Genomic DNA, 24592 nt, shown 5'->3' with positions numbered 1-24592 from the left:
CCTTGGAGCAATCTTCCATAGTGGCGCGACTGAAGTTGTCGTTACAATACACTTCGATTTCGAGGGTCAAAAGTGACACGCCGTATCTGTCGTTAACGAGCCTATCAGCCCGTCTATTCCCTATTCTGGAATGTTTCTAATAGGGGTACTGACAGAAAATGACGGACAGAGTTCGCTAATAGGGCTACTGAAAGAGCGACCGGCCAACCGAGTCAGAATACGCGAAGAACTCTTTGACAACCTCGCGGTCGTCGGTGTCAGTCAGGTCGAATGGGTGTAGACCGTCTCGTCTATGTCGGCTTACGATGGTTTGATAAGATGAGGATTCGGAGTGACGATAACTTCGTATATGAGCGTTCAACAAACTGAAGACATTGACAAGGACGCCATACAGGATTTGGTAGACGGCTACCAATCTCATTCTCCCCACGAGCGGAAGCAAATGAAGGAAGCCGCCGTCCGACAGCAATTCATTAATCCCCTTCTTCGAGCGCTCGGGTGGGATACGACGACCGACCAAGTGAAACCTGAACAGCGGACACTTGTCGGGGAAGCCGACTACGCATTGAGTCTCAATGGACGCGAACAGTTCTTCATTGAGGCAAAGTCGTTCTCGGAAGACCTTGACGGGAGTCGTCGGGTCAGTAGTGGCGAAACCCAGTCTTACGTCGAACAGGCGATAGACTACGCATGGCACCAAGGGTGTGATTGGGCCGTCTTGACCAACTTCGAGGAACTCCGACTCTACTTTACGCACGTCAGCAAAGATGACCTCGAAAGCGGGCTGGTCTTCACTCTTTCAGCGGATGAATACACATCTGAAGATGGATTTGAGCGACTGGCAAATCTCTCTAAAGCCGCTGTCGCGGACGGGTCACTTGGACGATTGGAAAGAACGCGAGAGCGTGAGACAGTCACCGAAGAAATTCTGAATGTTCTATCTGAAGCACGTCGGCGTCTTACACAGGACATACATGACTCCCATTCTGACCTATCAATGGAAGACCTTCGAGACAGTGTACAGAGGATTTTAGACCGGGTAGTGGTTATGAGAGTCTCGGAAGACCGTGGGGTCATTCCAGCGGACACGTTGCTGAATATGTCCGAGTCTTGGAAACAGACCACGATTAATCCCGACGTACGGACACTGGTTCGTGACCTAAAAAACGCGTTCCGAGATTTCGATTCAGTCTACAATTCGGAGTTGTTCGCGGAACATCAATGCGAAGACTACGAAATTTCAAACAAAGTACTGTTAGATACTATCGACTCGTTGTACGACTACAACTTCTCGTATATCGACGCCGACGTACTCGGGAACATCTACGAGGACTACCTTGGTCATGCTATTGAGGACAAATCCGAGGACTTGGAACTGGTTGAAAACCCGGATGAACGTCAAGAAGAAGGTATCTACTATACGCCAGTTCCGGTGGTTGAATACATCGTTGAGAGCGTATTGGGTGACCGGATTGACGATATAATGGCAAGGGTGCGAGAGGAGTTGGAAGGTGACGAGCCGAATTTTGAAGCCGCCCGTGACGAGTTCAACGCTATTGAGGATATTGCTGTCTTGGACGTGTCGTGTGGGAGCGGTAGTTTCCTGATTAAATCGTTTGACTTGCTGGTAGACGCTTACGAGGAGTTCCGGTCACTGGTTCGGTCAGTGAACGGGGATATGGGCATACAAGAGTATTCAGCGGCCCAAACAGTGCCGTCCGACTACAAGCGGCATATCCTTCGGAACAACATCTTCGGAGTGGACTTGGACTATCAGGCGACCGAAATTGCGACGGTTAATCTTCTATTGAAGGCACTGGAAAAGAACGAGAAACTACCAGCGATACTCGAAGACAACATTCGCACCGGGAACAGCCTGTTGAACGGGTCGCCCGAGGAAGTGGCTGATATTTTCGATATTACAGTAGAGGAAGCCGAAGAAATGGGTGCGTTTGAATGGGAAGAGAAGTTTGACCACATCTTTGAGGAACGAGGGGGCTTTGACGTGATTGTCGGCAATCCACCGTGGGGTGCTGAAATAGAAGAATACGACGCGTGGCTCAAAAGCGACAAAGGGTATGAACTGGCCGAGGGCCGATACGATTCTTATGAACTCTTTTTAGAATTAGGAGACGACCTGTTGAGAGAAGACGGTACTCTCGGGTTCATTATTCCGGACAGTATCTTCAACGAGGATTCTGTTCCTCTACGGCGCTGGTTGGTGGATGACCATCAGTTAGATAGAGTTCACAAATTGGGGGAAGGAATTTTTGACAGTGTTTTCGCGGCTACCGCTATTGTACAATACACGAACCGAGAAGCACAATCAGACCACGATGTTGAGGTGAGTCTACTTCAAAAAGAAGACCGCAATCAAATACTTGGAACAGGTGGAGAAGCCTTATTGAGTATCATTCAGACAAAGAAGCACGTTACAAAACAGCGGCGGTTTACTGAAAACGAGGACTATGTGTTTGATATTTGGGCCGGTGAGGACGACCATGAGATTCTGGACACGATGGAAGCGGACACGGTAGATTGGTCAGAGGTTGCCGATAACGGTCGTGGTGACGAAACGGGGCGTGAGGGGGAGATACTACAGTGTCCATATTGTACGGAATGGAGTCCGTTTCCGCGAAAACGAGCCGAATCGAAAGGTGGGGGCTATTACTCAAAGACGTGTGACCACTGTCGCTAGTTGTCCACTCTCTTGATGGCGGCGGCAACAAGAGTCCGGTCTAACACGGTAAGGACGCTGATACGAGACGAAGTACACATCTGACGCCACGGAGAGTTGAGGAAGAGTCACAAATCTGGATTGTTTTGGCTGTAGTTGTCGTTCAGACTGATCTCCGAAGACAGCTGTCGCTGTTCGCCAGCCTCGCTTCGCCGAAGCGAGGCGGCTCAACCGAGTCCGTGTTCGTATCCTGCTGGCAGTCCTTCTCCGTTAGTCCGGTACTTCTCTTTCCAGCCGAGTTCGTCGTCTAACACCCGTTCGATCCCGTGCAAAAACGCGTCACCAAACGCGAATGTTTTCGGAAGTGCTCGCCCGCCCCGCCGTGGTCGGGCGAGCACGGCCCACTGTAACACGAGCCACAACTGCTCTAACAGAAACCCCACGCCCACGTAGAACAGCCGGATTGTCGTCGATGGCGTTGTTGTCAGGGCACGCGCTTCTCGGAACTTCTCGTAGCTCTTCTCTATCCGTGAACGCTTGTTGTAGGTCGTAGCGACTTGCGCGGGCGTGCGGTCTTCCAGACCGTACGCCGCGTATCCTGTCGCTTTCACACCAGACTTTCCGCGGTCACCGTTCTGATAGGTAACGTTCACCGCCAGTGGATACGTCTGTTCGTGCTCTTTCCCTTCGCAAATCGTCTCTTCGGTCATGTGTGACGCGGCCTTGGAGAGTTTCTTCCGGAGCGAGTCTTTCCGGGTTATGACCGGAAAGACTGGCGGTGCTGTCTCCCGAAGAATACCGATTAACTCCCCGACAAAGGCGTCCCTGTCCATGAGGATCTGGTCGGTCTCGAATGGGTATGTTTCGACGCGGGCGAGCACGCGCTCGACCGCGTCGGCCTTGCTGTCCTCGCCGTCAACTGGTTCAACCGCCAGTGTGAGTGGCTTTCCCTGCGCGATGACGAACGCAGTACAGTACCGGTGACACTTCGTGGTTCCATCTCGTGCTTCCATTCTCCTGAACTCGTCCTCGTCGTCTGGATGACCGTGGAACGGATTGTCCATGAAGTCCAGACAGATGGTTCTCGACCCGCCGCGGTCGAGAACCGTCATCGCCACCAGTGCGAGGATATCGTTGACAGCATCAAGCATCGGCTCTTTCTCCAAGGTGTGCAACCAGTCCATCACTGGCTCGCGGTTTGGCGTGTCCTCAGTGTTCGTCGTGACACCGTTGACGGAGGTTGTGTCAACAGCAGCTCGTAAGACGACTTCCATGATTTCCTCGGAATCGAGGCCGGAGCCCTCGATTCCTTCCATCGGTATCAGCTCAAGCAACTCCATGCTAAGAGACTTCAACTGGCTGCTCGAAATGTACTCGTCCGGATCTGTGAGGATGCGTTTGAGTCTTGGGAACTCCATCACACACAGGAATCCGGGCAGCGGCTGAATCAGGCGACTGATTCAGTCGCGTCATTCTAATCACTACGTGTCAGAAACTGGTCTCTTGAGCCAGAGTGGACAACTAGCGACTGTGGAGAAGAGTTTGAATTTGAGGACGCTATTGCTACTCGTCGAATCGTGAAAGAAGAGCCTACAAAAGAGAGTGATACGCCGATTTACTTTGGAGAACACGTCAACCGGTACCGAACTACCGATAATGCCTACATTGACGCCGATGTGGAAGGGATAGGACTGAAGGACGCATGGCGGTTTGAACCCCCCAAGTTGCTCATTCGTGAGGCCGGGGTAGGATTCTATGCAACAGTTGACTATACTGACGACAGATGTTTGAAATCTGTAATGTCCTTTCGACCGGCGGAAGAGAAGGACGAACCATTTGACCAGTATGACGTTGAGTATTTCCTCGGCTTCCTGAACTCACGGGCCATGCTCTACTACTATTCCAAGACGAAGGGGATTGTCGAATGGCAATCTTATCCTCGCCACCCACAGAGTTTCATCATGTCGCTCCCTATCCCCGCTGTTGACTTTGACGACCCTGATGAAAAGAAAGCCTACGACGAGTTTGTAGACTTGGTGAAGAGCGCCACCGATGACGATGAACAGATAGACGAGGACTTGGATTGGGAAATTGAGCGTGCGGTGTTAGACCTGTACGGGATTCCCAAAGAAAAGCGACCAAGGATTTGGAACGAACTCAAGAAACTTCAGCGGCTCCGAATAGTGCGCGAACTGTTCCCTGATGCTGGCGGGGATAATTAATTTGTTGGATACAGAGGAATACCGCGTCTACTTGACTAATCTTTCGTCCGAAACTCTATGATTCCGCCATTAGGCTCATACACCATCTCGCCCGCTTCAGAAATTGTTTGACCTTTATCAAGTTCATTCTCGAAATTCTCTCGAACCCATTCCTGAAGTGAGTTATTAAACGGCTCCGGTAAGTCAGGCCTGTGTTCGGAAGCAACACCGAACGTCTCAATCCCACCTTCGCTATCTGAATCACAAATTACCTCAATATTCACTGTTCGTGCCATTATCGGAATAGTGGGCGTGTTGAGTTAAAATGGTTTTCTCAAGTATCATGATACTGTAGTCTGAAAACCTATCTCCGACGATAATGTGATTGCCGAGTGACTTGAAGAGAACGGCGCGAAGTTGATTTTTAGCGAAGAAGACTTGTGATTACACGACCGCTTGAAGCCGGGATACCATATCCTCAATCGCATCAGTTACGTCGTCAAGGTTACTTAAGCCGGTGCAGAGAACTTTGCCGCTCGAAAATACCAGTATCACGTAATCTTCTCCCCGATACATGAGTGCGGGGAATTGTTCTGGTTCGTACTCGGTTTGAGTCATTCCAAGTTCGATTGTGAGGGCCTCTAATGAAATCGGGGAACCAGTATCCCAAGTAGCAACGATGTTACTGATTTCTACCTGTGGTTCGTACTCTAACTCAAGAATGTCTCGCATAACGTTATTGACCCGCTCGGCCACTTCGTAGAAATGTTCGACAGAGTTACCACCAACAATAGAACATTTGCCACTCCGATAAAATGGGACATAGGTATCGTCGGGCGCAAAATGAGTTTGTAGCCAATGGTTTTCGCCGGGTTCGTAGGTCACGTCAGTAATCTCGTCACGCTGGGAGAACGTATCGGCAAGAGCGTCCAAGGCAATCTCCCGCTGGAAATTGATTGTCCCGACAACGTTTGCGACAGTTGGCTCTACCACTATTTCGATAAAGACGACTGTCAAATATAAACTCGGTTGGTCTGTGTCAGGGCCGACTCCGGTCCACGGTCTTGGCACCGACCAGCCCTGACCGCCAATATACGGCTTCCACCACTACCTCGTCAGCACCGTCGGTCGGTAATCCGATAGTCGTCTTCCCGCAATCCGAACACCACACTCGTCTGACAATCCAGCCGTCGCCGTCGTAGTAAGTTCCATACGCGATAGCCTTATCACCCGTCCGAATTCCCCGATGACAGCCGGAACACACGTTCCCACACTGTACGCCGTTCAGAGCCGCCGCCGGAGACAGCCGGCTCATTGACCCACCTCAAGCGACGAGTAGGCCGTGTTACACTCGTTACAGGCCCATCCGCGCTGGCCGGTCACACAGTCCAACAACGCTCCGTATTCGAGTTCCCTATCGCAACCGGGACACCTCGGAGTGTCCGTCATTCGTCTTCACCCGGAAGGTCACGGCGACCGGCGTTGTAACAGTCGAAACACGGCATATCATGCCCGTCGCACCAGCACCCATCTTCGTCATCTTCCTCGGTAGCGAACGAGGCCAACGTCACGCCACCGTCGGTCATGGCGACCTTCGGCGTACCTTCGACGTGTTCCCCCAGCTGGGCGTCTACCTCGTCGGCGTCGACCCATGCCGGAATCGGTCGCTCTCCCGTGGCGAAGGCGACCCTCGCGGCGTGCTTACACCGCTTGCGACCATCGTCGGTTGGTAGGTTGTACTCGGCGTCAGGACAGGTACACCGGTCTTCAACGGCGTCTACACGGTACTCTGACCCGCTCTGTGTCGTCACGGAGTACACCTCTCCCCCGAGCGGAAGCGTCGTCATATACTCCGTTAGGGCGCGAACGTCGCGCTGGTCAAGGTCGGTACTCTCAAGTCTCTCGGCGTCGATAGTTTTCATTGGCTTTCATCTCCGAAGGCCACTGCCTGCCTGTTCCATCAGGCGGGCTTTTACCGAAATCGCCCCGAAGAGGCAGTGTACCTACTATATACTACGTTCTATAAACTTATTATTCTTGCGCATTTATAAGATAATATTGATTACCACAGGGAATTAGAACGCCCTCACACAGTCCTACAGCGCCGCACAACGCCCATCATAATTGACGCCCCAACACACTCGCTCGGGTGGCGACCACGCTCACAGTGCGCTCACGTCGCTCTCTCGGCTTGCTGGCGGTACGGCTATCTCCGAAAGTCAAGTTAGAGCCGTCAATACACCCGCTCATGGCTGAATAGAGAACGAATAGCCGACCGGTATTACTCTCCGTCGTCGGGTTCGAGTTCCGCCGCGTTAAGTTCACAGTAAATCCGAACGAATTAGTATCAAGATATTGAACAAGGAAATATAGTGAGTTCGTCGTCACGAGCCGTTTCACCGGTTATAGCGAACATCCTAATGGTCGCTATCGTAGTGATACTCGCTTCTGTAATCTCGGTGTTTGCACTCGGGTTTACCGACGACGTTAATCAACCCGGCCCAATCGTTGGTCAGTCAAGCGGTGAACTTGTGACACAAGACGGAAACAATGGTGGAAAAGTGAATATAACTCATATCGCAGGTGACACGCTATCCGCTTCCAACCTCGAAATTGCCGTCAATGCACAGGACGCCTGTGGGAAATCCGGTCGATTAGTGAACTTACCAGCAAGTGGCGGCGACCCCGTACCGACGAGCGAGTACGTTCGTGGCGACGATATTTTCGACAACTCATATAACTCAGTAGGTGGGCCAATTGGCGAGGCTGACGGGGAGTGGACAGCAGGCGAAACCGCCACGTTCCGATTAGCCAGTTCCGAATGTGAACTCAATAGTGGCGAGAGTATTACTGTCCGTGTTGTCCACACGCCGACGAACTCGGTCGTGATTGAGCAAACGCTGACCGTGACGTAGGTGACTACAGACTCGTTCTATCCCACACTCACAAATGCTGACTCGCCACCGCCCACGACCGCGAGACGGCTCCGAGAGAATAGTATGTTAACATGGCGATACCACGGCCCCGCTCTTGGAACCGCTTACCGGCCTTAGAATTGCCACAGAGAGAATACCCCATCACAGTCAGCCAGCAATCACGGGCCACATGCTATCACGACACTCTTGACGGTACAAACCTATCCGAGTCGGTCGCGGATTTCGTCAGTATATGTCTCTCCGAGTTTGAACTCGTAGTGTCCTTTCTTCCCTTCAACGCCCCGAGCCGGAACCAAGTTGACGCTGAATTGCTTGGAATATCGATTAGTAAATCCCGCTACAACGCCCGCAGTGGCACCGGGATGGTCAGGTACATCAAACTCGTATTCATTTCTCGTTTGTTCGCGTATCTTTTCTCCCGAGGTATACTCCGTATTGCTATCAACCAGTACAGTTAGCAGTGCCTCTTGCTTTTGTGTCAGACTCTCGAAAAAGTTGGGTGGTAGTGAGTTGCTCATTGAAGAGAATACAACATCAAATAGTAATAATCTTTTCTCACTCTGTCAGACGAACTATCTGTTCAGCGAGAAAAGGTACAAGTTCGACACGTCCTACAATCCGGATATGGCCGAAAAGAACGTCGGTGGCCGCGACCGACTCGTCCGCTCATTGCTCGCCGTTGTACTGACTATCGTGGCGATTAGTACACTGAAGAAGGGCAAACGCAAGACCGGACTGTTGGCTCTCGTTGGAGCGCTCGGATTCGGGTTCAACGCGACGACGTGCTTCTGTGGGACTAACGAGGCACTCGGTATCGACACGACCGACGAGTAGACGCCTTCCAGAGCCAGTTAGACCCCTGTTAGCGCGTTCGATTTAGGATAATTATAGAATTATCATAGCACACAGAGCCGCTGAACGGCTGTAAGGGCGAATCAGATACGACGCTAAGAACCACTCGTACCAGTACCAACCACGTTCACAGCCTACTCACGGCGCTCACGACTACAAACGAAGGGCCAGCGAAGTTCATCGAAGAAATTCTTTTCAGAGAGCCATACGCCAAGAGAGTATGACGGAACAGCCGGAATCTGGTGAACTTCTCGTCGGCTCGTATCTTCGACTGATAGAAGAGTGCGAGTTAGTTACCTACAATCAGCGTTCCAACGAAGAAGGCAATCAAATAGAAATTGACGTAATCGGTGTGGACAACACAGACGAGGGAAAACAAGTCGTCTACACTTGCGAAGTTGTAACTCACATCGACGGATTGCTCTACTCTGGAACAACCGATACTGACCGATGGGCTGAATATGGAAACGACGGCTACCAGTATACAATTGAGCGTCTTTGGCGGAAATTCAACGCGGATAGAGAGTATGTTCTGGACTTATTCGATTCCGCTGACTCCTACGTTTTCGAGTTATGGAGTCCAGTGGTACCGGGAAATCGAGACGAGAAATATCTATTGAGCGGACTGTACGATATGGCCGACCAGTTTGAACGAGAAACCGGGGCGGAACTCGAACTGGTGATTAACAAGGCATACACCGGGCGAATAGAAGCGCTACGAGAGAAAGCGGGGGAAACGGAGAAGGACTACGGGGAACTCGGCTTTCGGATTTTGCAAATTCTCGAACATCTCCGGTGAGGATACCTATCCGCCAGTAGCGGATTCGTGGAACGACCGACCCGAACGGAACTCGGTCAGTTCGTTGATTCTGTCTTCCAGTTCCTCAATCTCTTCGCGGAGTTCGTCGCCTTCCTCGCCTTCGGTGGCCGCGAGTTGGTCTTTGAGTCCCTGAAGGCGCGTCTCTTTCTCCTCTTCGTCAACGTCGGCCTTCCGAACGTACTCGCTCTTCGATACGTCGTACACGTCTGTCTCGGAAATCTCGGTCACATCAAGCGCTTCATCCACTTTCCCCGAATCGACGGTTGTCAGCCGTTCACGTTCAATCCCGGCGGCCTCAAACGTGTTCAACACTATCTCGTCGTCTTTCAGCGACCGATTCCGACGACTCGTCCGTTGGACAGAACCGAACTGGCCGGATATAGGCCGGTGGTGGTGAAGCCGGTCAAGCAAGACACTCCGAATGTCCTTCCGTAGGTCGTTTGCATTCCGCTGAACATCCGATAGCAATGTATAGAGGTTAACCAGCCCCGGCGTCTCTACGTCTTCAAGCGTGGTCACATCATGGCGTTCGAGGGCGTCGATAAGCAAAAGAGAGTCGGCATAAACGTCCACGTCCGGCTCTTCACGCTCTTCGTCGGCGTCGTCAGTATCTCCTTGGGCTTCCACCAACGGCGAGCCGGTAGACTGGTCGCTCTCTGTCAGCGTCCCCTCACGGTCGTCCACCTCGAAACGCGGATGTAAGGATAGCACAGTCGCGTAAGGTTCGGCGTCCATAGGAAGACGGTCAAGGTCAAACTCACCATGTGCGTCTTGGATACGACGATATAGCGTCTCGAATTGCTCTTTCTGAAGTGGAATCGTTTCATCGTCGTCCCGATACTGAATCAGAACTCGGTGTTCCTGTACGTCGGTGACGCGAAACACCTTCCGCGAAAGTGGGGTGACGAGAGTTGCGTCTGACGGGAGTTCTTCGACGTTATCGAGTAGATTGTGCCACGTGGAATTGAAACTCACATGACGGGGTACGAACGAGCGGGGTAAAACGTTCAGGTGAGCGTATCACCCCATCTTATCAAGGGCGTCCCGGCGTTCTTCAAGCGGCGCGTTATCGTACTTGATGGTCGTCCGTTCCGACTTGTGGCGTAGTTGGGCCTTCGCGGCACCTAAATCCTCGAAGTGGGTTAGGTAAGTTCCGGTAGAGTGTCTAATCGAATACCACGACAGCGAGCGATTGGCCGTGTCGATGTTAGCCTCTTCGCAAAGGCGCTTCAGGATGTAGTTCAGACTCTCGGACTGATACGGATTTTCACGCCGAGTGAGCCATAGGGTGTCGGTATCATCGTACTTCGCGTAGTTCTCTCGTTCCTGTATCCAGTTCGCCAGCGCACGGGCTGTCTGGTTTCGGATACTGACTGTCCAGTTCTCGCGGTTCTTCGAGGATTCGTCTTTCGGGATTCGCAACACCGCATTTTGCGTGTCGACCCACGAGACGGTCGTCCGTTCCACCTCGATAGGACGAAACCCAGCGTCAAGACTAACCGCCACAAGTGAGGGAATCTTCCACGAATTTGCTCGTCCCCAATCATCGGGCTTCACCTCGTCTTTCGGCTTCTCGAAGCGTTGTGCGAGATACGCTTTCCATCGACTCCGTTCCTCGGGACTAAGATTCCCGTAGGCGGGGACAGACCCGTATTCTAAGGACGCCTCACGGAGTCGCTTTCGCTCTTTAAGAGTGAAGAAATCCTGTGGTTGATATTCTTCTGACGACGGATGGAATGTAATCTCTGGTTCCCATTGGTCGCTATTGCGCTCATGACGTTTCCACTTGAATAGCCGCTTGAGTGCTTTGACGTACTGTGCCTTGTTCGAGTTTTTCCAATCTTTTCCGGCGAGTTCTCTAATGTAGGCGTCGGCGTGGTCGTGGGAAAGGTTCGTCGTGTAACGACCTTTGCGCTCCCACAACCAGCGATAGATTTTGCTAACGCGGTACGCCATATTACGCGTCACAGCATGACTGTAGCCTTCCTGTCGGTCGGGGTTCTTTCCTTTGGCATACAGCCATTCAAGCACGTTTTCACGGTGTTGTCTGTAGTCTTCCAGTTGGCGAGCATTGAGGTACTCGCGGTCAGGATTGATTACGAGGGGAACGTCGTCGGGAAGGCTCATGCGTTCACCCCTGATTTGTATTTGTCCCGAGAGGTTGCTAATCGCAATACGGCGTCGGGTCGTATCTTCGTACTTTCTCCGCTGTCTTTGAGCATTGGTTCAGTTCACTCCATTGGCGACAGCGAAAACCGATGGTAGAGGATGGTGAGAACCGAAAAATCAAGTCCGGGTGCGAGAATCGAACCCGCGTCTCAGCCTCCACAAGGCTGAAGGATAACCACTACCCTAACCCGGACACGACTCACGGTACTGCGGTGTGAGTGAAGTAGGTTACGACTCGCGACCGGTGTGGAGAGGGGGCACACGGTCGAGTCGGGACGTTTTAGTCTCGGGGCGGCCTACCCGCCGCCAGTGGCCATCACCGACAAGATCTACCTGAAGAACCACCGCCAGATCGTCTCCCAGTTGGACACGTCCATCCCCAAGGGCGCGTTCAAGGGGGCGACGATGGAGGTACTCTACAGCGGCGACGGCCTCGCCAAACTCGACGACGCCACCCGGGACCGACTGCTGGATTTTGCCGGCGACTTCCTCGACTGTGCGGATGCCGACGACATCTACACCGGCTACCCCGAACGCCAGTTCATCCGCTATCTGCTCGACCTCCGGGCACAGGGGATGGGCCCCGACGCCATCGTCGACGTGATGACCGACGAGTACATGCTGTACGCCTACCCGGGCGACGTACTCTCCTTTCTGGATCGAGCGGTGCGACGGCTTGAAGCGGTCGAGTCGCTGGCCGCCGTCGAAGGGGACGACGAGATGGAGCGGCGCGCCGCCGAGGCGCGCCGAACGCTGTCAGCCTAGTCTGAAAGACGGTTCGTCCGACTCGCCGCCGTCGAGGTCCTCGAGTTGGATGACGTCCTCGCCGCCCTCCTCCAACTGTTCCCGCAGGTGGTTGACGTAGCGCTTGTGCTCGTCGAGTTGTTCGCGCAGATGCTCGGCTTCAAGTTCGAGGCGTTCGTGCTCCCGGACGAAGCTCTTTGGCACCTCCACCTTCGGCGGGAAACTGGTGCCGTCGCCCGAACCGCCTTCGAGTTCGTGTTCGGGGACGACTTGGACCTGTCCGTCGTGGGCAACGAGCATGTCGACGTAGTCGCGAAACACCGCCGAGAGGGAGAGATCACGCTCTTCGGCGATTTCACGGAGCGTCTCGAACGCGTCCTCGTTGACGCGAAACGAGATGGTTTTGTTTTTGTTGCCCATTGTCACCACGGCATCGTGGCCCGACTCACTTAACGGTTTGTCAGACGCTGGAATGACGGGGAGTGGGGACGACGAACACGCCGGTCGAACCGGGCCGGGGTGTCAGGTCTCGGCCGGCGTGGCGTCGCCGCCGAGTTCGTCCGTCTCGTCGAGGCCTTCGAGCGCGGCGAGTGCCGTCTCGCGGTAGTCGTCGACCGAGAGATCGTACTCCTCGCGGGCCATGCGGGCGTACTCGTTGCCCTCGTCGTCGAACGCGGCGACGCGTTCGAGCGTCCGGGTCGCCGCCTCGACGACCCAGCGGTCCCGCGTGGTGGCGTCGACGGCCGTGATCGACTCCGGCCGCACGGAGACGTTGACGCTGCCGTCGTCCGTCTCGTAGGTTCGGGGCTTGCCGACGACGGAGACGTACGCGGGCGGTTCGAGGTCCCGGAGCGTCGACGCCGCGTCCGGTTGGTACTGCCCGGCGTAGACGAAGAAGGTCCCCGTAGGGTCGACGATGCGGCCCCGCCAGTACTCGTCGTCCTCGCCGACGTCCTCCTTCTCGGTCAGCGTGCCGACGAGGAACACGCGGTTCGCGCGCTCGCCCGTCGGGAGGAGGAGGTAGACGGGTGCGCGTTCGTCGTCGGACTCCTTGAACGTGTGACTCGCGTCGTTGAACTCGCGGGCAAAGACGCGTCGCGCGACTTCGCGGGTGGGTGCCTGGCTCATGTTAGATCGACCTCGCTTCGATGAGGGCCGCCTCGGCGTCGACCGGATCGCTCAGTCGCTCGAACTCGTCGACTAGGACGTACCGGCCGAACTGCGGGCCGCTCACCCGGTAGTACCGGCCGAGGACGCCCCCGCGCATCTCGTCGACGACGACGGTCGTGTCGAGTGCGTCCATCGCCATGTCCTTTGCCTCCTCCAAGGTCGTCCCGGTGAGTGCCTCGGTGCTCTCACGGTCGAAGATCACCTCGTGGACGGACTCGCCGTCGTCGAGGACGCCCTTGATCCGGAGGTCGAACTCGCCCTCGACGTCGCCGTGTTCCGAACACCGGCCGTTCTGGAGGACCCGCGTACAGCCCTCCTCGGGACAGCGCTTGATCAGGCCGCTCCCGCTCTGGATGTCGACCAGTGCGCCCTCAACGGTCTCGGCGTCGTCGCCGACCTCGATCTCGTCGTCGACCTCGGTGATCGTCGTCGTCCGGTTGAGCTTCACCGAGAAGTTGCCCTGGTACTCGTCGGTGACGAGGTTCTCCAGCCGGTAAACGCTCTCTTCCTCAAGTTTTGGGAGGTCGGAGCTCTCGAAGGCGACGAACTTGGTCGTGCCCGACTCGTCGCCCAGCAAGCCGACCTGTGCCACGGAGTCGCTCCGTGCCTCCCAGAGTTCGACGACCTTCGCGGTCACGTCCAGCCACTGTTCGTCTTGGTCGATTTCGGCGAGGCCGACCGACGCGTTGTCGCCGCCGCCGAGTGCGTCCCGCTCCAGCCCCGCCTCGTCGAGATAACTGTTCACGACGCTGCGGCGGGCCTCGTCTACCGGAACCCGGTACTCGTTGACGAGGTTGTCGAGTCGCTCCTCGACGTCGTCGACCGCGAGGTCGAGGTGGTCCGAAAACTGCGCTACGATGTCCTCCGCGTGGGTCTGTAAATCCGTCATTGGTTTCAGTCGCCTCCGTGTTGTTCTCGTCGGGAGGCACACGGTGGTTGGTGCCCCGTGATATAAAAAGTTCGCCGAGCGGAGCGAAACTGTAATCCGGCGACTCCACCGCGTCGTCCCGAGTACCGGCGGCGACGGATCTTTGAGCCTCGCGGCCCGAGCCGGGGTATGGACGACCGGCTGGAACGGTTCGTGCGGACGACCTTCCGCTCGGCCGGCCGCCGCTACGCCGAGGCCCGCCGGGCCTACCGGGCGGGACGCGTCGAGAGCGATTTCCCGAAAGACGAGGCGGGGAAGGTCCGCATCGTCTGCCGGCGCGAGGCCGACCGGCGGGCCGTCGCCCTCGACGACGAGGGACGACCCGACTGCTTCGAGGCCGGTCACCCCGACTGTGAGGGCTGTGCCGAGGACGTCCGCGAGGGCGTCGTCGAGACGTGGTGAGCGACCGGTGGCTTTTCTCCGACCGGCGACCCAGTGTCGGGCATGGATCGACCGCTGATCGCGGTGGTGCTCGCCGGCGGGACCGGGTCGCGGCTCTACCCCGCGAGTCGGAGCGACCGCCCCAAGCAACTACTCTCGCTGGGTGGGACGGAGGACGTGTCACTGCTCGAACGCACCGTCGCCCGCGTCGACTTCGCCGACGAGGTGGTGGTCTCGACGCGCCCGGAGATCGCCGATGCCGTGCGCGAGGCCGTCCCGGAAGCCACCGTCGTCGTCGAACCCGCCGGGCGCGACACCGGTCCGGCCCTCGCGTACGCCACCCACCACGTCCGGGAGCAGTTCGACGACCCCGTGGTGCTCGCGGTGCCGAGCGACCACCACGTCGACGGCGACTTCGAGACGCCGGCACGACGGGGGTGTCGGGTGGCCGCAGAGAGGGGATCGCTCGTCACGTTCGGTGTCGAACCCACGCGCCCGGAGACGGGGTACGGCTACGTCGAACCGGGAACCGACCGCGGTGACCACGCCGACGTGGCCGCCTTTCACGAGAAACCGGAGGCCGACACCGCCCGCCGGTACGTCGAGGCGGGCTACTACTGGAACGGCGGCGTCTTCGCGTGGACGCCCGAGGCGTTCCTGTCGGCGGCGCGATCGACGCCGCTCGCCCCCCTCGTCGAGGCGCTGGATCGCGGTGACGCCGCGGCGGGGTTCGAGGCCGTCGACCCGGTGAGCGTCGACCACGCGGTGTTCGAACGAGCCGAAGACGTGGTCGTCGTGCCACTCGCCGTCGAGTGGGACGACCTCGGGGCGTGGGACGCCCTGCGTCGATGCCTCCCGGCCGACGAGGACGGCACGGTCGTCGCCGGCGACGCCGAGACCGTGACCGTCGACGCGTCGGACAACCTCGTCGCCGGCGACGACGTCCACGTGTCGCTGGTCGGCGTCGAGGGGCTGACCGTGGCGGCGTACGACGACCGCGTGCTCGTAGTGCCGACCGAGGAGGCACAGCGTGTCCGCGACCTGGTCGCAAAACTGGAGCGACGCGGGGAGTTCTAGTTGGTCGACTGGCGGACACGGACGGTGCCGTCCGTCGTGACGCCGACGAGCAACGGAGCCTGAATCTCGCGGCCCACGACCGCGTCGCCGGCCTCGTCGCTGACGAGTTTCATCAGATCCGGGGCCGTGTGGTTCACCTTGACGCCCGCGGCGTCACAGGCGTCGTAGACGAGTTTGGGCACGTCGTAGAGGTCGGTCTCCTCGTCGACCTCGACGCGAACCGGCGCGGTCAGTGCCTCGGCGAAGGCGACCGTCTCCCGGGCCTTCGCCACGTTGTCCCGCGCGCTCGACTCGATGCTGGAGACGTTGGCGCGCGAGGTGCCGAGTCGGTCGGCGATGGTCGACTGTCGAACGTCCCGCTCGCGAAGCGCGAGCACTTCGGCCTGCCGACGGGTCAGCACGCTCTCCTCGGGGTCGAAGCCGGCGCGTTCGAGCAGCGCGTCCGCGTCCGGGTCGTCGTCCATACTCCACCGTAGATGCTTGGCCCCTAAAAGGTACACTTCGGACTGTCCACCGCCGACATCCCTCCGGCGTCGCCGCTCAACCGCCCCAGAAGTTGTCCCGGCTGCCCAACTGCTCGGGCCGCCCGGAGTCGTCGGCGGCGTCCTCGTCGTCGTCGTCCACGCCGGTCTCGGCCTCGACGTCATCCTCGGCGTCCTCGTCGTCCGGAAGTCGCTCGACCTCCGCGGCCGTCGCGTGGTTCGCCTTCACCCGGTCGACGCGGACGCGGGCGCGGGCCGGCGGGAGCGTCCCGTCGACGAGGACGATGAAGCCGTCCTCGGTGCGGCCGACGCCCGCGCCGCTCTCGTGGATGTCGGTCACCTCGACGACGAGTTCCTCACCCGGTTTCACCGGTTGCTGTTTCAGGTCGGAGATGGGCATATCGTAGTGGTTACACCACTCCGCCCCCCCGCGGTCGCCGTAGTGCTGACACCCCATCCCCTGAATGCGCTCGGAGAAACTGGGGCAGTCGTCGGCGAGTGGACAGTTCGCCATAGATGAACTACTCCACCGGCCGTCTAAACGCTTGTGTTGTGGCCGCCGTCGCTCGGGGACACTCGCAAGCGTTATATCTGTCGCCCGGAAACCGTGGCGTATGGCTAAGTTCGAGGCGGCGGAAAAGCGGATGCTCGACAAACAGATCTGCATGCGGTGTAACGCACGCAACGCGGCCCGGGCCGAGAGCTGCCGGAAGTGTGGCTACAAGAAGCTCCGACCCAAGGCCAAAGAGCGACGCAGCGCCTAGTACTTCGGTTCTCGACGCTCGGCCCGCGAGAGCGCCCGTTCGATCACCGTCCGCACGCTCTCCTCGTCGGCGTGGAACGGGTCGCCGTGGCCGGCGTACATCGACTCGACCGTCTCCGGAAGCCGCTCCAGTAGCGTCTCCAGACTCCCGATCAACCGTTCGCGCGACTGCCCGGCCATGTCCGTCCGGCCGAAACTCCCGTCGTCGAACGCGCCGTCGTTGTAGACGACCACGTCGCCGCTGAACAGCGTCCGGTCGCCGACCAGCGAGACGTGGTCGTCGGCGTGACCGGGCGTGTAGACTGCCTCGAACGTCTCGCCGTCGAGGGTGACCGTCCCGCCGTCAGCGAGGCCGTGGTCCCGCAGCGGATGGTCGGCGTACGCGTACACCTCGGGATCGAACGCGTCGACGACGGCGTCCAACTCACCGACGTGGTCGGCGTGCTGGTGGGTGAGCACCACCGTCTCCAGGTCGTCGACGTGGTCCTCGACCACCTCCACCACCCCGGGCATCGTGCCGGCGTCGACGAGCGCCGGGTTCTCGCCCGTGAGCAGGTAGGCGTTGCAGGTGAACTCCTCGGCGTCGGCTGTGACGTTGACGACGGCCATACCCACACGAGGGCGCGGCGTCGACAAAAACCGGCCGGTCGCCCCCCGGGTACACTTTTTTGAACGTGCGTCCATTAGTCCCACACGTATGGGCTTCGGAAGTTACGATGAATCCGAACAGGAGAACCAGGAGCTAGACGCCGACCTCGACGACAACGAGGGGGTCGAAACGTCCGAGGCCGACCACAGCGGATCGGTCGAGTTCGAAATCGGCGCGTCGAACGACGAACTGCTGGACCGTCTCGAAGACATCAAAGACGAGTGAAGGCGGGGGCGCGTTCGCTCGGCATCGCCGAGTCGTTCGCCGGCGACGACGAGCGAAGCGTGCTCTGCGGGGCCGTCGTTCGGGCGGACCGCGTCGTCGATGGGTTCGGGTTCGGATCGTGTTCCGTCGGCGGGACCGACGCCACCGACACCCTCGTGTCGCTCCACGACCGAGTGGGGCGCGACGACGTCCGCTGGATCCTGCTCTCCGGTATCGCTCCCGCGTGGTTCAACGTCGTCGACCTGCACGGACTCTCGGCGGCGACGGACCGTCCCGTGCTCTCGGTGTCCTTCGAGTCGAGTCCCGGACTCGAACCGGCGCTCCGCGAGGCGTTCTCCGATGACGCGCTGGACCGTCGGCTGTCCACGTACCGCGATCAGCCGCCGCGCCGCCGACTCGACGTGAACGGCGAGACGGTGTACGTCCGGGCTGTCGGTGTCGACGGGGACCGAGCGGCGGAACTGGTCCGCGCGTTCACACCCGAGGGCGGTCGGCCCGAACCGCTTCGCGTGGCGCGACTCGGGGCGCGGGCCGCCCGGCGGTTCCGGGGTGGCGTGGACGAGGAGGCTTAAGCCGACGGCCCCCGGGGTTTCGGTATGGTCGACACCGACGGAGCCGACGTGTGTGCCTGTGAGCGGTGCCCGGCGCTCGTCGAGTCGCGGAGTCGGATCGTCAACGGGGTCGGACCGGACGACGCCGCCCTCCTGTTCGTCGGGGAGGGGCCCGGTGCGACCGAGGACGAACGGGGCGAACCCTTCGTCGGCCGGTCGGGGACGGTCCTCGACGACGCTCTCCGGGACGCCGGACTCGACCGGGCCGACGTGCGCATCACCAACTGCGTTCGGTGCCGGCCGCCGGAGAACCGCGACCCGCGGGTCGAGGAACTCGACAACTGCGCGGGGTTTCTGGAACGCGAGATCGAGGGCGTCGATCCGGACCTCGTCGTCACGCTGGGGAAGGTGCCGGGCGAGCGCCTACTCGACCGCGCGGTGGCGGTCACCCGGGAGGCGGGGTCGGTGGTCGACGCGCGGATCGGCGGTCGGCGGCGACGGGTACTCGTCTGTCTCCATCCGGCGGCGACGCTGTACGACGGGAGCCAGCGTGACGCGTTCGAAGCGGCCATCGCGACGGCGGCCGATCTGGTGGGTGCCGCGGGGGGCGATCAGTCTCGCCTCGGGGAGTACCGAGAGGAATCGTCGTAGCCAACTAGCACGTCAGAGGGATAGTCACAGGAGAGTTGCTGCGGTGCTATCCGGGGAATGAGTGTTGGATTAGATATTGTTCTGGCGGGCGGTGCAAGATACAGAGGCTGTATACAGCACGACCGCTGAGGGCCAAAGTTCGCCCGCAGACAGTAGTCAAGAGTGAAAATGCGCACGGAGGGGGAGGGCAGACTGCTGGCATCATATTGAATCGTAGAATTCGGCGGCCCGTTGCTCGCCGAGATCAGTCAACTCCTTGGGGAATGTCGGATCTCCGTTGACCTTCGTCGAACCATCGTAGATTCTACTCTATTGTAAGTTGAAAATAAGTGGTGGTGACTGGACCACAGACCCGATCGTGGGTCGTGGCTTGTACCGACGCCTCTCCGTGCTCCTCGCTGCACTCGCGCCCGCTATGCAGCACGGATGAACCGAACACTCAAGCAGCTATCGGGAGGACGCTGGGACATACAGCGCGAGCGTCCGGCGTGATACGCCGTTCGTCTCGGGTGTCCTACGGTCACACTGTTGGCTTGAATGGAGACCATTCGTCACGCTAATATGCGTCATCCCCCGAATCCCCGAAGAAGTTTACCTTTGATGGGAACAGTGCCCCGAACAACCCCCCGCCGGCCAGCAATGCCCCGAAAAACAGCATTACGGGTCCTTGGACGTCCCCGGTGTACAGCAGATAGGCGCCTCCACCGAACAACCCGGCGGAGATAATTCGCTTCACTTGACGCCACATCCAGATTCCTTTGTTAATTGTTGTCATGACAGAGTTTACAAGTCGCCCGTATTATTTCTTTCCGTGTCAACTCAGTGACTTGCAGACTTAGAGAGCCGCCCAACGCCTTCCGGATCGCCCACCGTGGCTCTCGGGTAGAACCGCTGTATACGCGGCTTCGATTCGGTACAGCCGCTGGAACCCATCCCCGTTTGTGGGCCTCGGCGAGGCCTTCGGGAGATATATCTCGCCACGTTAGTTCGATCACCGACTGCGTGATTGTCCGGAAGGGTCCTCGGAGCTACGGCAGTCGCTATCGGGCCGCCACCAGCCGTTCGACCATCTTGTCAAGTAGGTCCGCCATTGCGGCCGGCGTTCGCTGGTCGAGCGCCGCCTCGTACTCGACGAGGGACTCCCCGATGCGCTCGCGGACTTCGCCGTCCATCACGGCCGCTGCCTCGTCGTAGTCACCCCTCGCCATCGCACCGGCGACCTCTTCCAGCGCCGCCCCGATTCGCTTCCGGGCGGCATCGTGCTCCCCGGCGAACCCCCGATCAGGGACCCGTCGGACGGCGTCGCGGACGCTGCGCACCACTGGGTTCATCGTTGTCGTGCGATCGTCGTAGGTGGTCCGGACGTGCACTCCACCCGACTCGAATGGGAGAGTGAACATCGGCTGGTGTGGCGTCTCGGCGTGGCTGTGGTCGTGGGTGGCGCCCACCGCCACCGGGACGCGGGCACTGACCAGTTCCTCCCTGTCGGGACCGAGGAGTGCGACCTCGACGGGGTTGGCCTCGTCGTCGACGTAGCGCTCGTACCCCTCCATCGTCCACACGTCCTCGTACCGGACGGTGCCGTCCTCCGCGACCCGGCCCGTCGCCGTCAGCATCGTGTTGGCGTTGCTGTTGCCGAACAGGCCAGCGTTCCACTGCTCGCCGGTTCCGGTGTCGATGAGCTGCTGGTGGATGCGGGCGTCGGCCCACACCTCCGAGTCGACGCCGGTGTAGCTCATGTAGCTCGGGACGGTATCCATGCTGTTGTACGGCGTCCGCCCCCGGCTCTCGAAGCTCCCGTCGTAGTTCGTGAACAACTGGACGTTGCGGAACCCGTCCTCCAGGTCGTAGCCGACCGATTCGACGCCCGGATCGTCCTTCCCGCTGATGCCGTCGTTGCTGGAGCCCTTGTGGCGGGCGTGGGATGCGTCGAGGGGGTCGCCGTTGGCGGCCGCGTTCGTATCGCTGTCGCGGCGCTGTGCCATCGGGTGGTCCGGCGACGGTCCGAGGTAGTCGTCCTGAAAGAAGTGGCCGATTTCCTGGGCGACCGTGTGGCTAACCGCCTGGCCGTCGCCGCTCGGGAGCACGCCGACGGACGAGACGGCGGCGTTGGCGCCGAACGCCACGCCGGCCCAGTCGGGATTGCCGTGGTAGCCGTAGTAGTCGGACGCGCCGGAGTTGTTGACGGCGACGCCCGGAACGATGGCTACGGTAACGTCGAACCCGTTCTGCCGGATGTCAGAGACCACTGCCGACCGGTTGCGGCCGTCCGTCCGCAGTGTCCCGCCGTTCGGGAAATTGCCGTTGGTCAGCCAGCCGCCGGTCGCGATGTTGTGCAGCGCGTTGTCCACCTCGGCCATCTCCTTGTTCATTCCGCCCAGCGCCTTCGTCGCGTCGCCGGGGAACGGCTGATTCTGGTGGAGGTAGGTGACGACGTCACCGGGGTACACCCGCTGGAGGTACTCCGTCATGGTCTTGTACGTGTCCAGCGGGACCCTCGGCAGCCCACTCGCGTCGCCGTACCTGTCGCCCGGACTCTTGAACAGGCTCCGTGGGGCGTCCACGAGGGGGATGAACCCCACCCGCAGTGGCGCGACATCCCTGATGTTTTTCGGGAGGACGACGTGGGTCGTCTTGACCCCGGAGTCGAGGACGTACCCCGACGACCGAGGGCTGAACTTCACCTCGCCGGTCTCCAGTTCGAACACCGGATTGCCGTCGCTCCCGAACTTCGAGAGGTCGTGCAGCACGGAGATGGTGTGCTCGCCCCCGGCGATGTCCTCGAGGTCGTTCTTCGAGAGGCTGATCGTCCCCGCCCGCTGATAGCGGGCGTTTCCGCCGGAGTCGCCGCTGAACACGTCGATATGGAACTCGGTGCCCGACCCCATCGCGTCGAGGTTGTCGAGCGTGTCGAACTCGAAGACAACGGCGGAGTTCTCTCCCCGTACGAGGTCCGGATCCGGCTCTTGGTGCCTGATCGTCGGGTTGCTACCCGTCTCCTCGACGCGGGTACTCTCGACCTGCTGGACGACCCGGACGTTCGTCACCGAGAGCTGTGGGACCGCCGTGGGGGTGTCGAACTCGCAGGCGCCCACACCGCCGGTCGGATCGTCGCTCAGCGGACCGCAGATGTCGACGTGCCCCCAACCGGTCGTGAGCCGGTCCAAGAACGCCCCCAACTGTTCGATCGGCAGCTGGCAATCGTCGTCGGCGCAGTCCTCGTCCGTCTCGATGGCGCCCGCAGGGGTGGCACGCCAGACGAACTCGCCGACCAGCACCACGTCTCCTTCGTTGTCGACCCGGGTAAGCTGGCTCAGCAGCGTCCGGGTGGCGTCGCCGTCGGAGACGACGCCGAGATAGCTTTCGGCGGTCGTCCCCGTCCCGAGCAGTTCGCCGTCGTCGGTGCCAACCCGCGTCGGTCCCCGGACCCAGTCGAACTCCGGGCTGTCGAGGACGCCCGCGCGGCTGACCAACCGTCGGCCGCGCTCGCCGGTCAGGAGTTCGGGGAACGGCTGTTCGGCGACCGGGTTGAGGCTCTGGCCGAGGAGGTCGGGTGCGGGCACGGCGAGTGTGCCCAGCGCGTGGGCGGCCGACTCGCTGACGTCGAACCGTACCGGGAGTCGGTCGGGCTCCTCCGGGCCGCCGTGGACCGCGAGGTAGCTGGTCACTTCCACCTCCGCCGGGGCGTCCTCCGGGGTCACCGTCCGGGTCGTCGCCTCGAACTCGAACGCCGACAGCCCGAGCAGCCCCTGTCCGCGTGGGGAGAGGACAACCGGCGTGGCCGCCACAGACCTGACACCTCCGAACGGATTCGAACAGCCTGCGAGGCCGGTTGCTGTGCCGATGGCGGCGACGGACGACAGCAGTGCCCGCCGCGACGGCAGCACAGACCCCCTTCGGTCAGTCTTGTCACCCGCGTCCTCCTCGCGGTCAGTCATCGTCCGTCACACCTCTCCGGGAGTTCACTCCTCCGATTAGCCATGCCGCCCCGTGGGTCGAGGCGGACCCGACGCATACCGGTCGTGGACTCCACCTCTCGATCGTCTTTTCCTGGTATTTGTAACTATTGACATGGTGGGCTACATGGCAGTCCCTATTAATAAATATATGGAGACGACTGTGAGTAATACGGTCTTCCAGCCTTCTATTCAGCGGGCCGCTCCTATCGGCGGATAGGCCACTCTGCATGTAACACAGGAAGGACGCCAGTCCCGTAACCGAGACGCGACTTCTATTCGGCAAAATTCGGCGGTACGCCCAATCCGCCAGCATAATCGACGAGCAAGTAAAGCAGTCCGAACGAGTCGCCGCCCAGGTAGGGGATATCGCAGCCGCAAACGAAGAACAAGCCGCCAACATACGAGAAATCCAGGACAGTGTCACCCGTCTTGACGACGAATCCACCTAGCGGCTGTTTGGACGGACTCGGTCGGTAATAGAGTGGGTCTGGGTCGTATTAGTTCGAGGTATCGAGTGTCGCGGCGGAAGTCCACGACGTCAGTCGCAGCGTGAAGCCGACAGCCAGCGAATCGTTGATTGTTTCCGCGTTCGTCGGTTGTGATTCCGAGGGAGGGAGACACACCCTTCGCGGGGGTCGATGAAACCCGCTATCTCGGTTGGGAGCCGTGCTGGCACGGCCCACAATCCCACCGCGTACGAGTGGGGACCCTCCCGCCGTGGACTGCCCGGCCTGTGTCCGGGACTTCCGTAGTTTTAGCCGTGGGAGGGTATTAGTGCCGTGGCCTGGTGCTTCAGTGAGAATCCTGCGAGCATGTGTTTTGGACAGATCACTCCCACGTCGAGACGGGTTTCGTCGACGTGTGCGTGGCACCAGGGTCCGCCCGTAGATTCTTCGAGTTTCGTACAATTCCTGGCGTGTTTGTAATTTAGAGTGCCTATTATCGTGGCTCGTAAGTCCACACATGCTGGATCTGTGAGCGAAACGGCCATATTCCAGTTACCGAGGTTTCGATACCCCTACATATACGTTGTCAGACAGTTCCTTGAGCGGCGATGGCTCCTTATGCTATCTTCTACGCCTGCTTTCGTGGAACCGACGGCGGAGTTGAGTGAATTCCCGGATCTGTTCGGGACGCGAATCTTCCAGGGTGCTGACTATAGTAGCGTTTGTAACTGTCCGCACACCTGATCGAACGCAGTCATGCGATCAGGTGTGTGATGACTTACAAAGGCTACTATAGAGTGATTCGCTGGGCCCTGGAGAGGCAGTCTCCACTGGTGCCGGAGTGTCGTCACGTGCCCAGCGTACCCCCGAAACGCCGTGTTCACTTGTTAACAGTCGCTTCACCCACAATA

General features: G+C 59.2%; 26 protein-coding genes and 1 tRNA gene. 12 read left to right on the top strand and 15 right to left on the bottom strand.

Annotated features, from left to right (window positions below; translation table 11 throughout):
* The first annotated feature begins 349 nt into the window (after window positions 1-349).
* Window positions 350-2698, top strand: a complete 2349-nt coding sequence (locus NBT81_RS04930; protein ID WP_338741460.1) for an Eco57I restriction-modification methylase domain-containing protein — start codon at window positions 350-352, stop codon at window positions 2696-2698.
* 206 nt (window positions 2699-2904) lie between these two features.
* On the opposite strand, the gene NBT81_RS04925 is transcribed toward NBT81_RS04930, so the two are convergent.
* Window positions 2905-4095: an ISH3 family transposase gene (locus NBT81_RS04925; RefSeq protein ID WP_425498664.1), complete on the bottom strand. Its 1191-nt coding sequence runs from the start codon at window positions 4093-4095 to the stop codon at window positions 2905-2907.
* 159 nt (window positions 4096-4254) lie between these two features.
* On the opposite strand from NBT81_RS04925, the gene NBT81_RS04920 reads away from it, so the two are divergent.
* The gene (locus NBT81_RS04920; protein WP_338741458.1) at window positions 4255-4899 is read left to right on the top strand and encodes a TaqI-like C-terminal specificity domain-containing protein; all 645 of its coding nucleotides are present in this window, start codon (window positions 4255-4257) and stop codon (window positions 4897-4899) included.
* Window positions 4900-4934: 35 nt separating this feature from the next.
* On the opposite strand, the gene NBT81_RS04915 is transcribed toward NBT81_RS04920, so the two are convergent.
* The 3 genes from NBT81_RS04915 to NBT81_RS04905 all read right to left on the bottom strand — a co-directional run bounded on the left by NBT81_RS04915 (window position 4935) and on the right by NBT81_RS04905 (window position 6800).
* A complete protein-coding gene (locus NBT81_RS04915) occupies window positions 4935-5174 on the bottom strand; it encodes a hypothetical protein (RefSeq protein ID WP_338741457.1) in 240 nt (79 codons plus the stop codon).
* A gap of 148 nt (window positions 5175-5322) precedes the next feature.
* Window positions 5323-5871, bottom strand: coding sequence for a transcription factor (locus NBT81_RS04910; RefSeq protein WP_338741456.1), 549 nt, complete (start codon window positions 5869-5871; stop codon window positions 5323-5325).
* Between the two features lie 452 nt (window positions 5872-6323).
* Complete coding sequence (locus tag NBT81_RS04905; RefSeq protein ID WP_338741454.1) at window positions 6324-6800, bottom strand: SWIM zinc finger family protein; 477 nt, start codon at window positions 6798-6800, stop codon at window positions 6324-6326.
* Between the two features lie 498 nt (window positions 6801-7298).
* Between NBT81_RS04905 and NBT81_RS04900 the strand changes: the two genes are divergently transcribed.
* Complete coding sequence (locus tag NBT81_RS04900) at window positions 7299-7793, top strand: type IV pilin (RefSeq protein WP_425498735.1); 495 nt, start codon at window positions 7299-7301, stop codon at window positions 7791-7793.
* A 221-nt stretch (window positions 7794-8014) separates the two neighbouring features.
* Here the strand turns inward: NBT81_RS04900 and NBT81_RS04895 are convergent, their stop codons facing one another.
* Entirely contained in the window at window positions 8015-8332 is a 318-nt protein-coding gene (locus tag NBT81_RS04895) for a hypothetical protein (protein ID WP_338741452.1), read from the bottom strand.
* A 106-nt stretch (window positions 8333-8438) separates the two neighbouring features.
* Between NBT81_RS04895 and NBT81_RS04890 the strand changes: the two genes are divergently transcribed.
* On the top strand, window positions 8439-8648 hold the full coding sequence (locus NBT81_RS04890; RefSeq protein ID WP_338741451.1) for a DUF2892 domain-containing protein: 210 nt from the start codon (window positions 8439-8441) through the stop codon (window positions 8646-8648).
* 238 nt (window positions 8649-8886) lie between these two features.
* On the top strand, window positions 8887-9465 hold the full coding sequence (locus tag NBT81_RS04885) for a hypothetical protein (protein ID WP_338741450.1): 579 nt from the start codon (window positions 8887-8889) through the stop codon (window positions 9463-9465).
* A gap of 6 nt (window positions 9466-9471) precedes the next feature.
* On the opposite strand, the gene NBT81_RS04880 is transcribed toward NBT81_RS04885, so the two are convergent.
* The 3 genes from NBT81_RS04880 to NBT81_RS04870 all read right to left on the bottom strand — a co-directional run bounded on the left by NBT81_RS04880 (window position 9472) and on the right by NBT81_RS04870 (window position 11848).
* Window positions 9472-10461 (bottom strand): hypothetical protein, encoded by a 990-nt coding sequence (locus NBT81_RS04880; protein WP_338741448.1) that lies wholly within the window; start codon window positions 10459-10461, stop codon window positions 9472-9474.
* Window positions 10462-10506: 45 nt separating this feature from the next.
* Window positions 10507-11613, bottom strand: a complete 1107-nt coding sequence (locus NBT81_RS04875) for a site-specific integrase (protein WP_338741446.1) — start codon at window positions 11611-11613, stop codon at window positions 10507-10509.
* Between the two features lie 163 nt (window positions 11614-11776).
* Window positions 11777-11848, bottom strand: a tRNA-His gene (locus tag NBT81_RS04870).
* A gap of 116 nt (window positions 11849-11964) precedes the next feature.
* Here NBT81_RS04870 and NBT81_RS04865 point away from each other — a divergent pair.
* Window positions 11965-12420, top strand: coding sequence for a DUF5814 domain-containing protein (locus tag NBT81_RS04865; protein ID WP_338741444.1), 456 nt, complete (start codon window positions 11965-11967; stop codon window positions 12418-12420).
* Here the strand turns inward: NBT81_RS04865 and NBT81_RS04860 are convergent.
* The 3 genes from NBT81_RS04860 to NBT81_RS04850 form a co-directional block, all read right to left on the bottom strand.
* A complete protein-coding gene (locus NBT81_RS04860; protein ID WP_338741442.1) occupies window positions 12412-12819 on the bottom strand; it encodes a ribbon-helix-helix protein, CopG family in 408 nt (135 codons plus the stop codon). The two genes, NBT81_RS04865 and NBT81_RS04860, sit on opposite strands and share 9 nt — an antisense overlap.
* Before the next feature lie 102 nt (window positions 12820-12921).
* Window positions 12922-13527 carry an RPA family protein gene (locus NBT81_RS04855; RefSeq protein WP_338741440.1) on the bottom strand — a complete coding sequence of 202 codons (606 nt, stop codon included), beginning with the start codon at window positions 13525-13527 and terminating at the stop codon, window positions 12922-12924.
* Window position 13528: 1 nt separating this feature from the next.
* Complete coding sequence (locus tag NBT81_RS04850; RefSeq protein ID WP_338741438.1) at window positions 13529-14458, bottom strand: replication factor A; 930 nt, start codon at window positions 14456-14458, stop codon at window positions 13529-13531.
* A 168-nt stretch (window positions 14459-14626) separates the two neighbouring features.
* Between NBT81_RS04850 and NBT81_RS04845 the strand changes: the two genes are divergently transcribed.
* Window positions 14627-14899 (top strand): DUF7091 family protein, encoded by a 273-nt coding sequence (locus NBT81_RS04845; RefSeq protein WP_338741436.1) that lies wholly within the window; start codon window positions 14627-14629, stop codon window positions 14897-14899.
* 42 nt (window positions 14900-14941) lie between these two features.
* Window positions 14942-15955: a mannose-1-phosphate guanylyltransferase gene (locus NBT81_RS04840; protein WP_338741434.1), complete on the top strand. Its 1014-nt coding sequence runs from the start codon at window positions 14942-14944 to the stop codon at window positions 15953-15955.
* Here NBT81_RS04840 and NBT81_RS04835 read toward each other — a convergent pair.
* Complete coding sequence (locus tag NBT81_RS04835) at window positions 15952-16419, bottom strand: Tfx family DNA-binding protein (protein WP_338741433.1); 468 nt, start codon at window positions 16417-16419, stop codon at window positions 15952-15954. The genes NBT81_RS04840 and NBT81_RS04835 overlap by 4 nt on opposite strands.
* A 76-nt stretch (window positions 16420-16495) precedes the next feature.
* Complete coding sequence (locus NBT81_RS04830) at window positions 16496-16951, bottom strand: TRAM domain-containing protein (protein WP_338741432.1); 456 nt, start codon at window positions 16949-16951, stop codon at window positions 16496-16498.
* A 100-nt stretch (window positions 16952-17051) separates the two neighbouring features.
* On the opposite strand from NBT81_RS04830, the gene NBT81_RS04825 reads away from it, so the two are divergent.
* Complete coding sequence (locus NBT81_RS04825; protein ID WP_338741431.1) at window positions 17052-17201, top strand: 50S ribosomal protein L40e; 150 nt, start codon at window positions 17052-17054, stop codon at window positions 17199-17201.
* Here the strand turns inward: NBT81_RS04825 and NBT81_RS04820 are convergent.
* Entirely contained in the window at window positions 17198-17809 is a 612-nt protein-coding gene (locus tag NBT81_RS04820; protein ID WP_338741430.1) for an MBL fold metallo-hydrolase, read from the bottom strand. The two genes, NBT81_RS04825 and NBT81_RS04820, sit on opposite strands and share 4 nt — an antisense overlap.
* Window positions 17810-17897: 88 nt before the next feature.
* Between NBT81_RS04820 and NBT81_RS04815 the strand changes: the two genes are divergently transcribed.
* The 3 genes from NBT81_RS04815 to NBT81_RS04805 are packed head-to-tail and all read left to right on the top strand — an operon-like array spanning window position 17898 to window position 19276.
* On the top strand, window positions 17898-18074 hold the full coding sequence (locus tag NBT81_RS04815; protein ID WP_338741428.1) for a DUF5786 family protein: 177 nt from the start codon (window positions 17898-17900) through the stop codon (window positions 18072-18074).
* The gene (locus tag NBT81_RS04810) at window positions 18071-18646 is read left to right on the top strand and encodes a DUF99 family protein (protein ID WP_338741426.1); all 576 of its coding nucleotides are present in this window, start codon (window positions 18071-18073) and stop codon (window positions 18644-18646) included. The genes NBT81_RS04815 and NBT81_RS04810 overlap by 4 nt, the downstream gene beginning before the upstream one ends.
* Window positions 18647-18670: 24 nt before the next feature.
* Entirely contained in the window at window positions 18671-19276 is a 606-nt protein-coding gene (locus tag NBT81_RS04805) for a uracil-DNA glycosylase (protein ID WP_338741424.1), read from the top strand.
* 1040 nt (window positions 19277-20316) lie between these two features.
* Here NBT81_RS04805 and NBT81_RS04800 read toward each other — a convergent pair.
* The gene (locus tag NBT81_RS04800; RefSeq protein ID WP_338741423.1) at window positions 20317-23214 is read right to left on the bottom strand and encodes a DUF6517 family protein; all 2898 of its coding nucleotides are present in this window, start codon (window positions 23212-23214) and stop codon (window positions 20317-20319) included.
* Window positions 23215-24592 lie beyond the last annotated feature (1378 nt).

The sequence above is a fragment of the Haloplanus sp. CK5-1 genome, from assembly GCF_037201915.1.
GTDB lineage: Archaea > Halobacteriota > Halobacteria > Halobacteriales > Haloferacaceae > Haloplanus > Haloplanus salilacus.
This window is presented reverse-complemented; position numbering and strand designations above follow the sequence as displayed.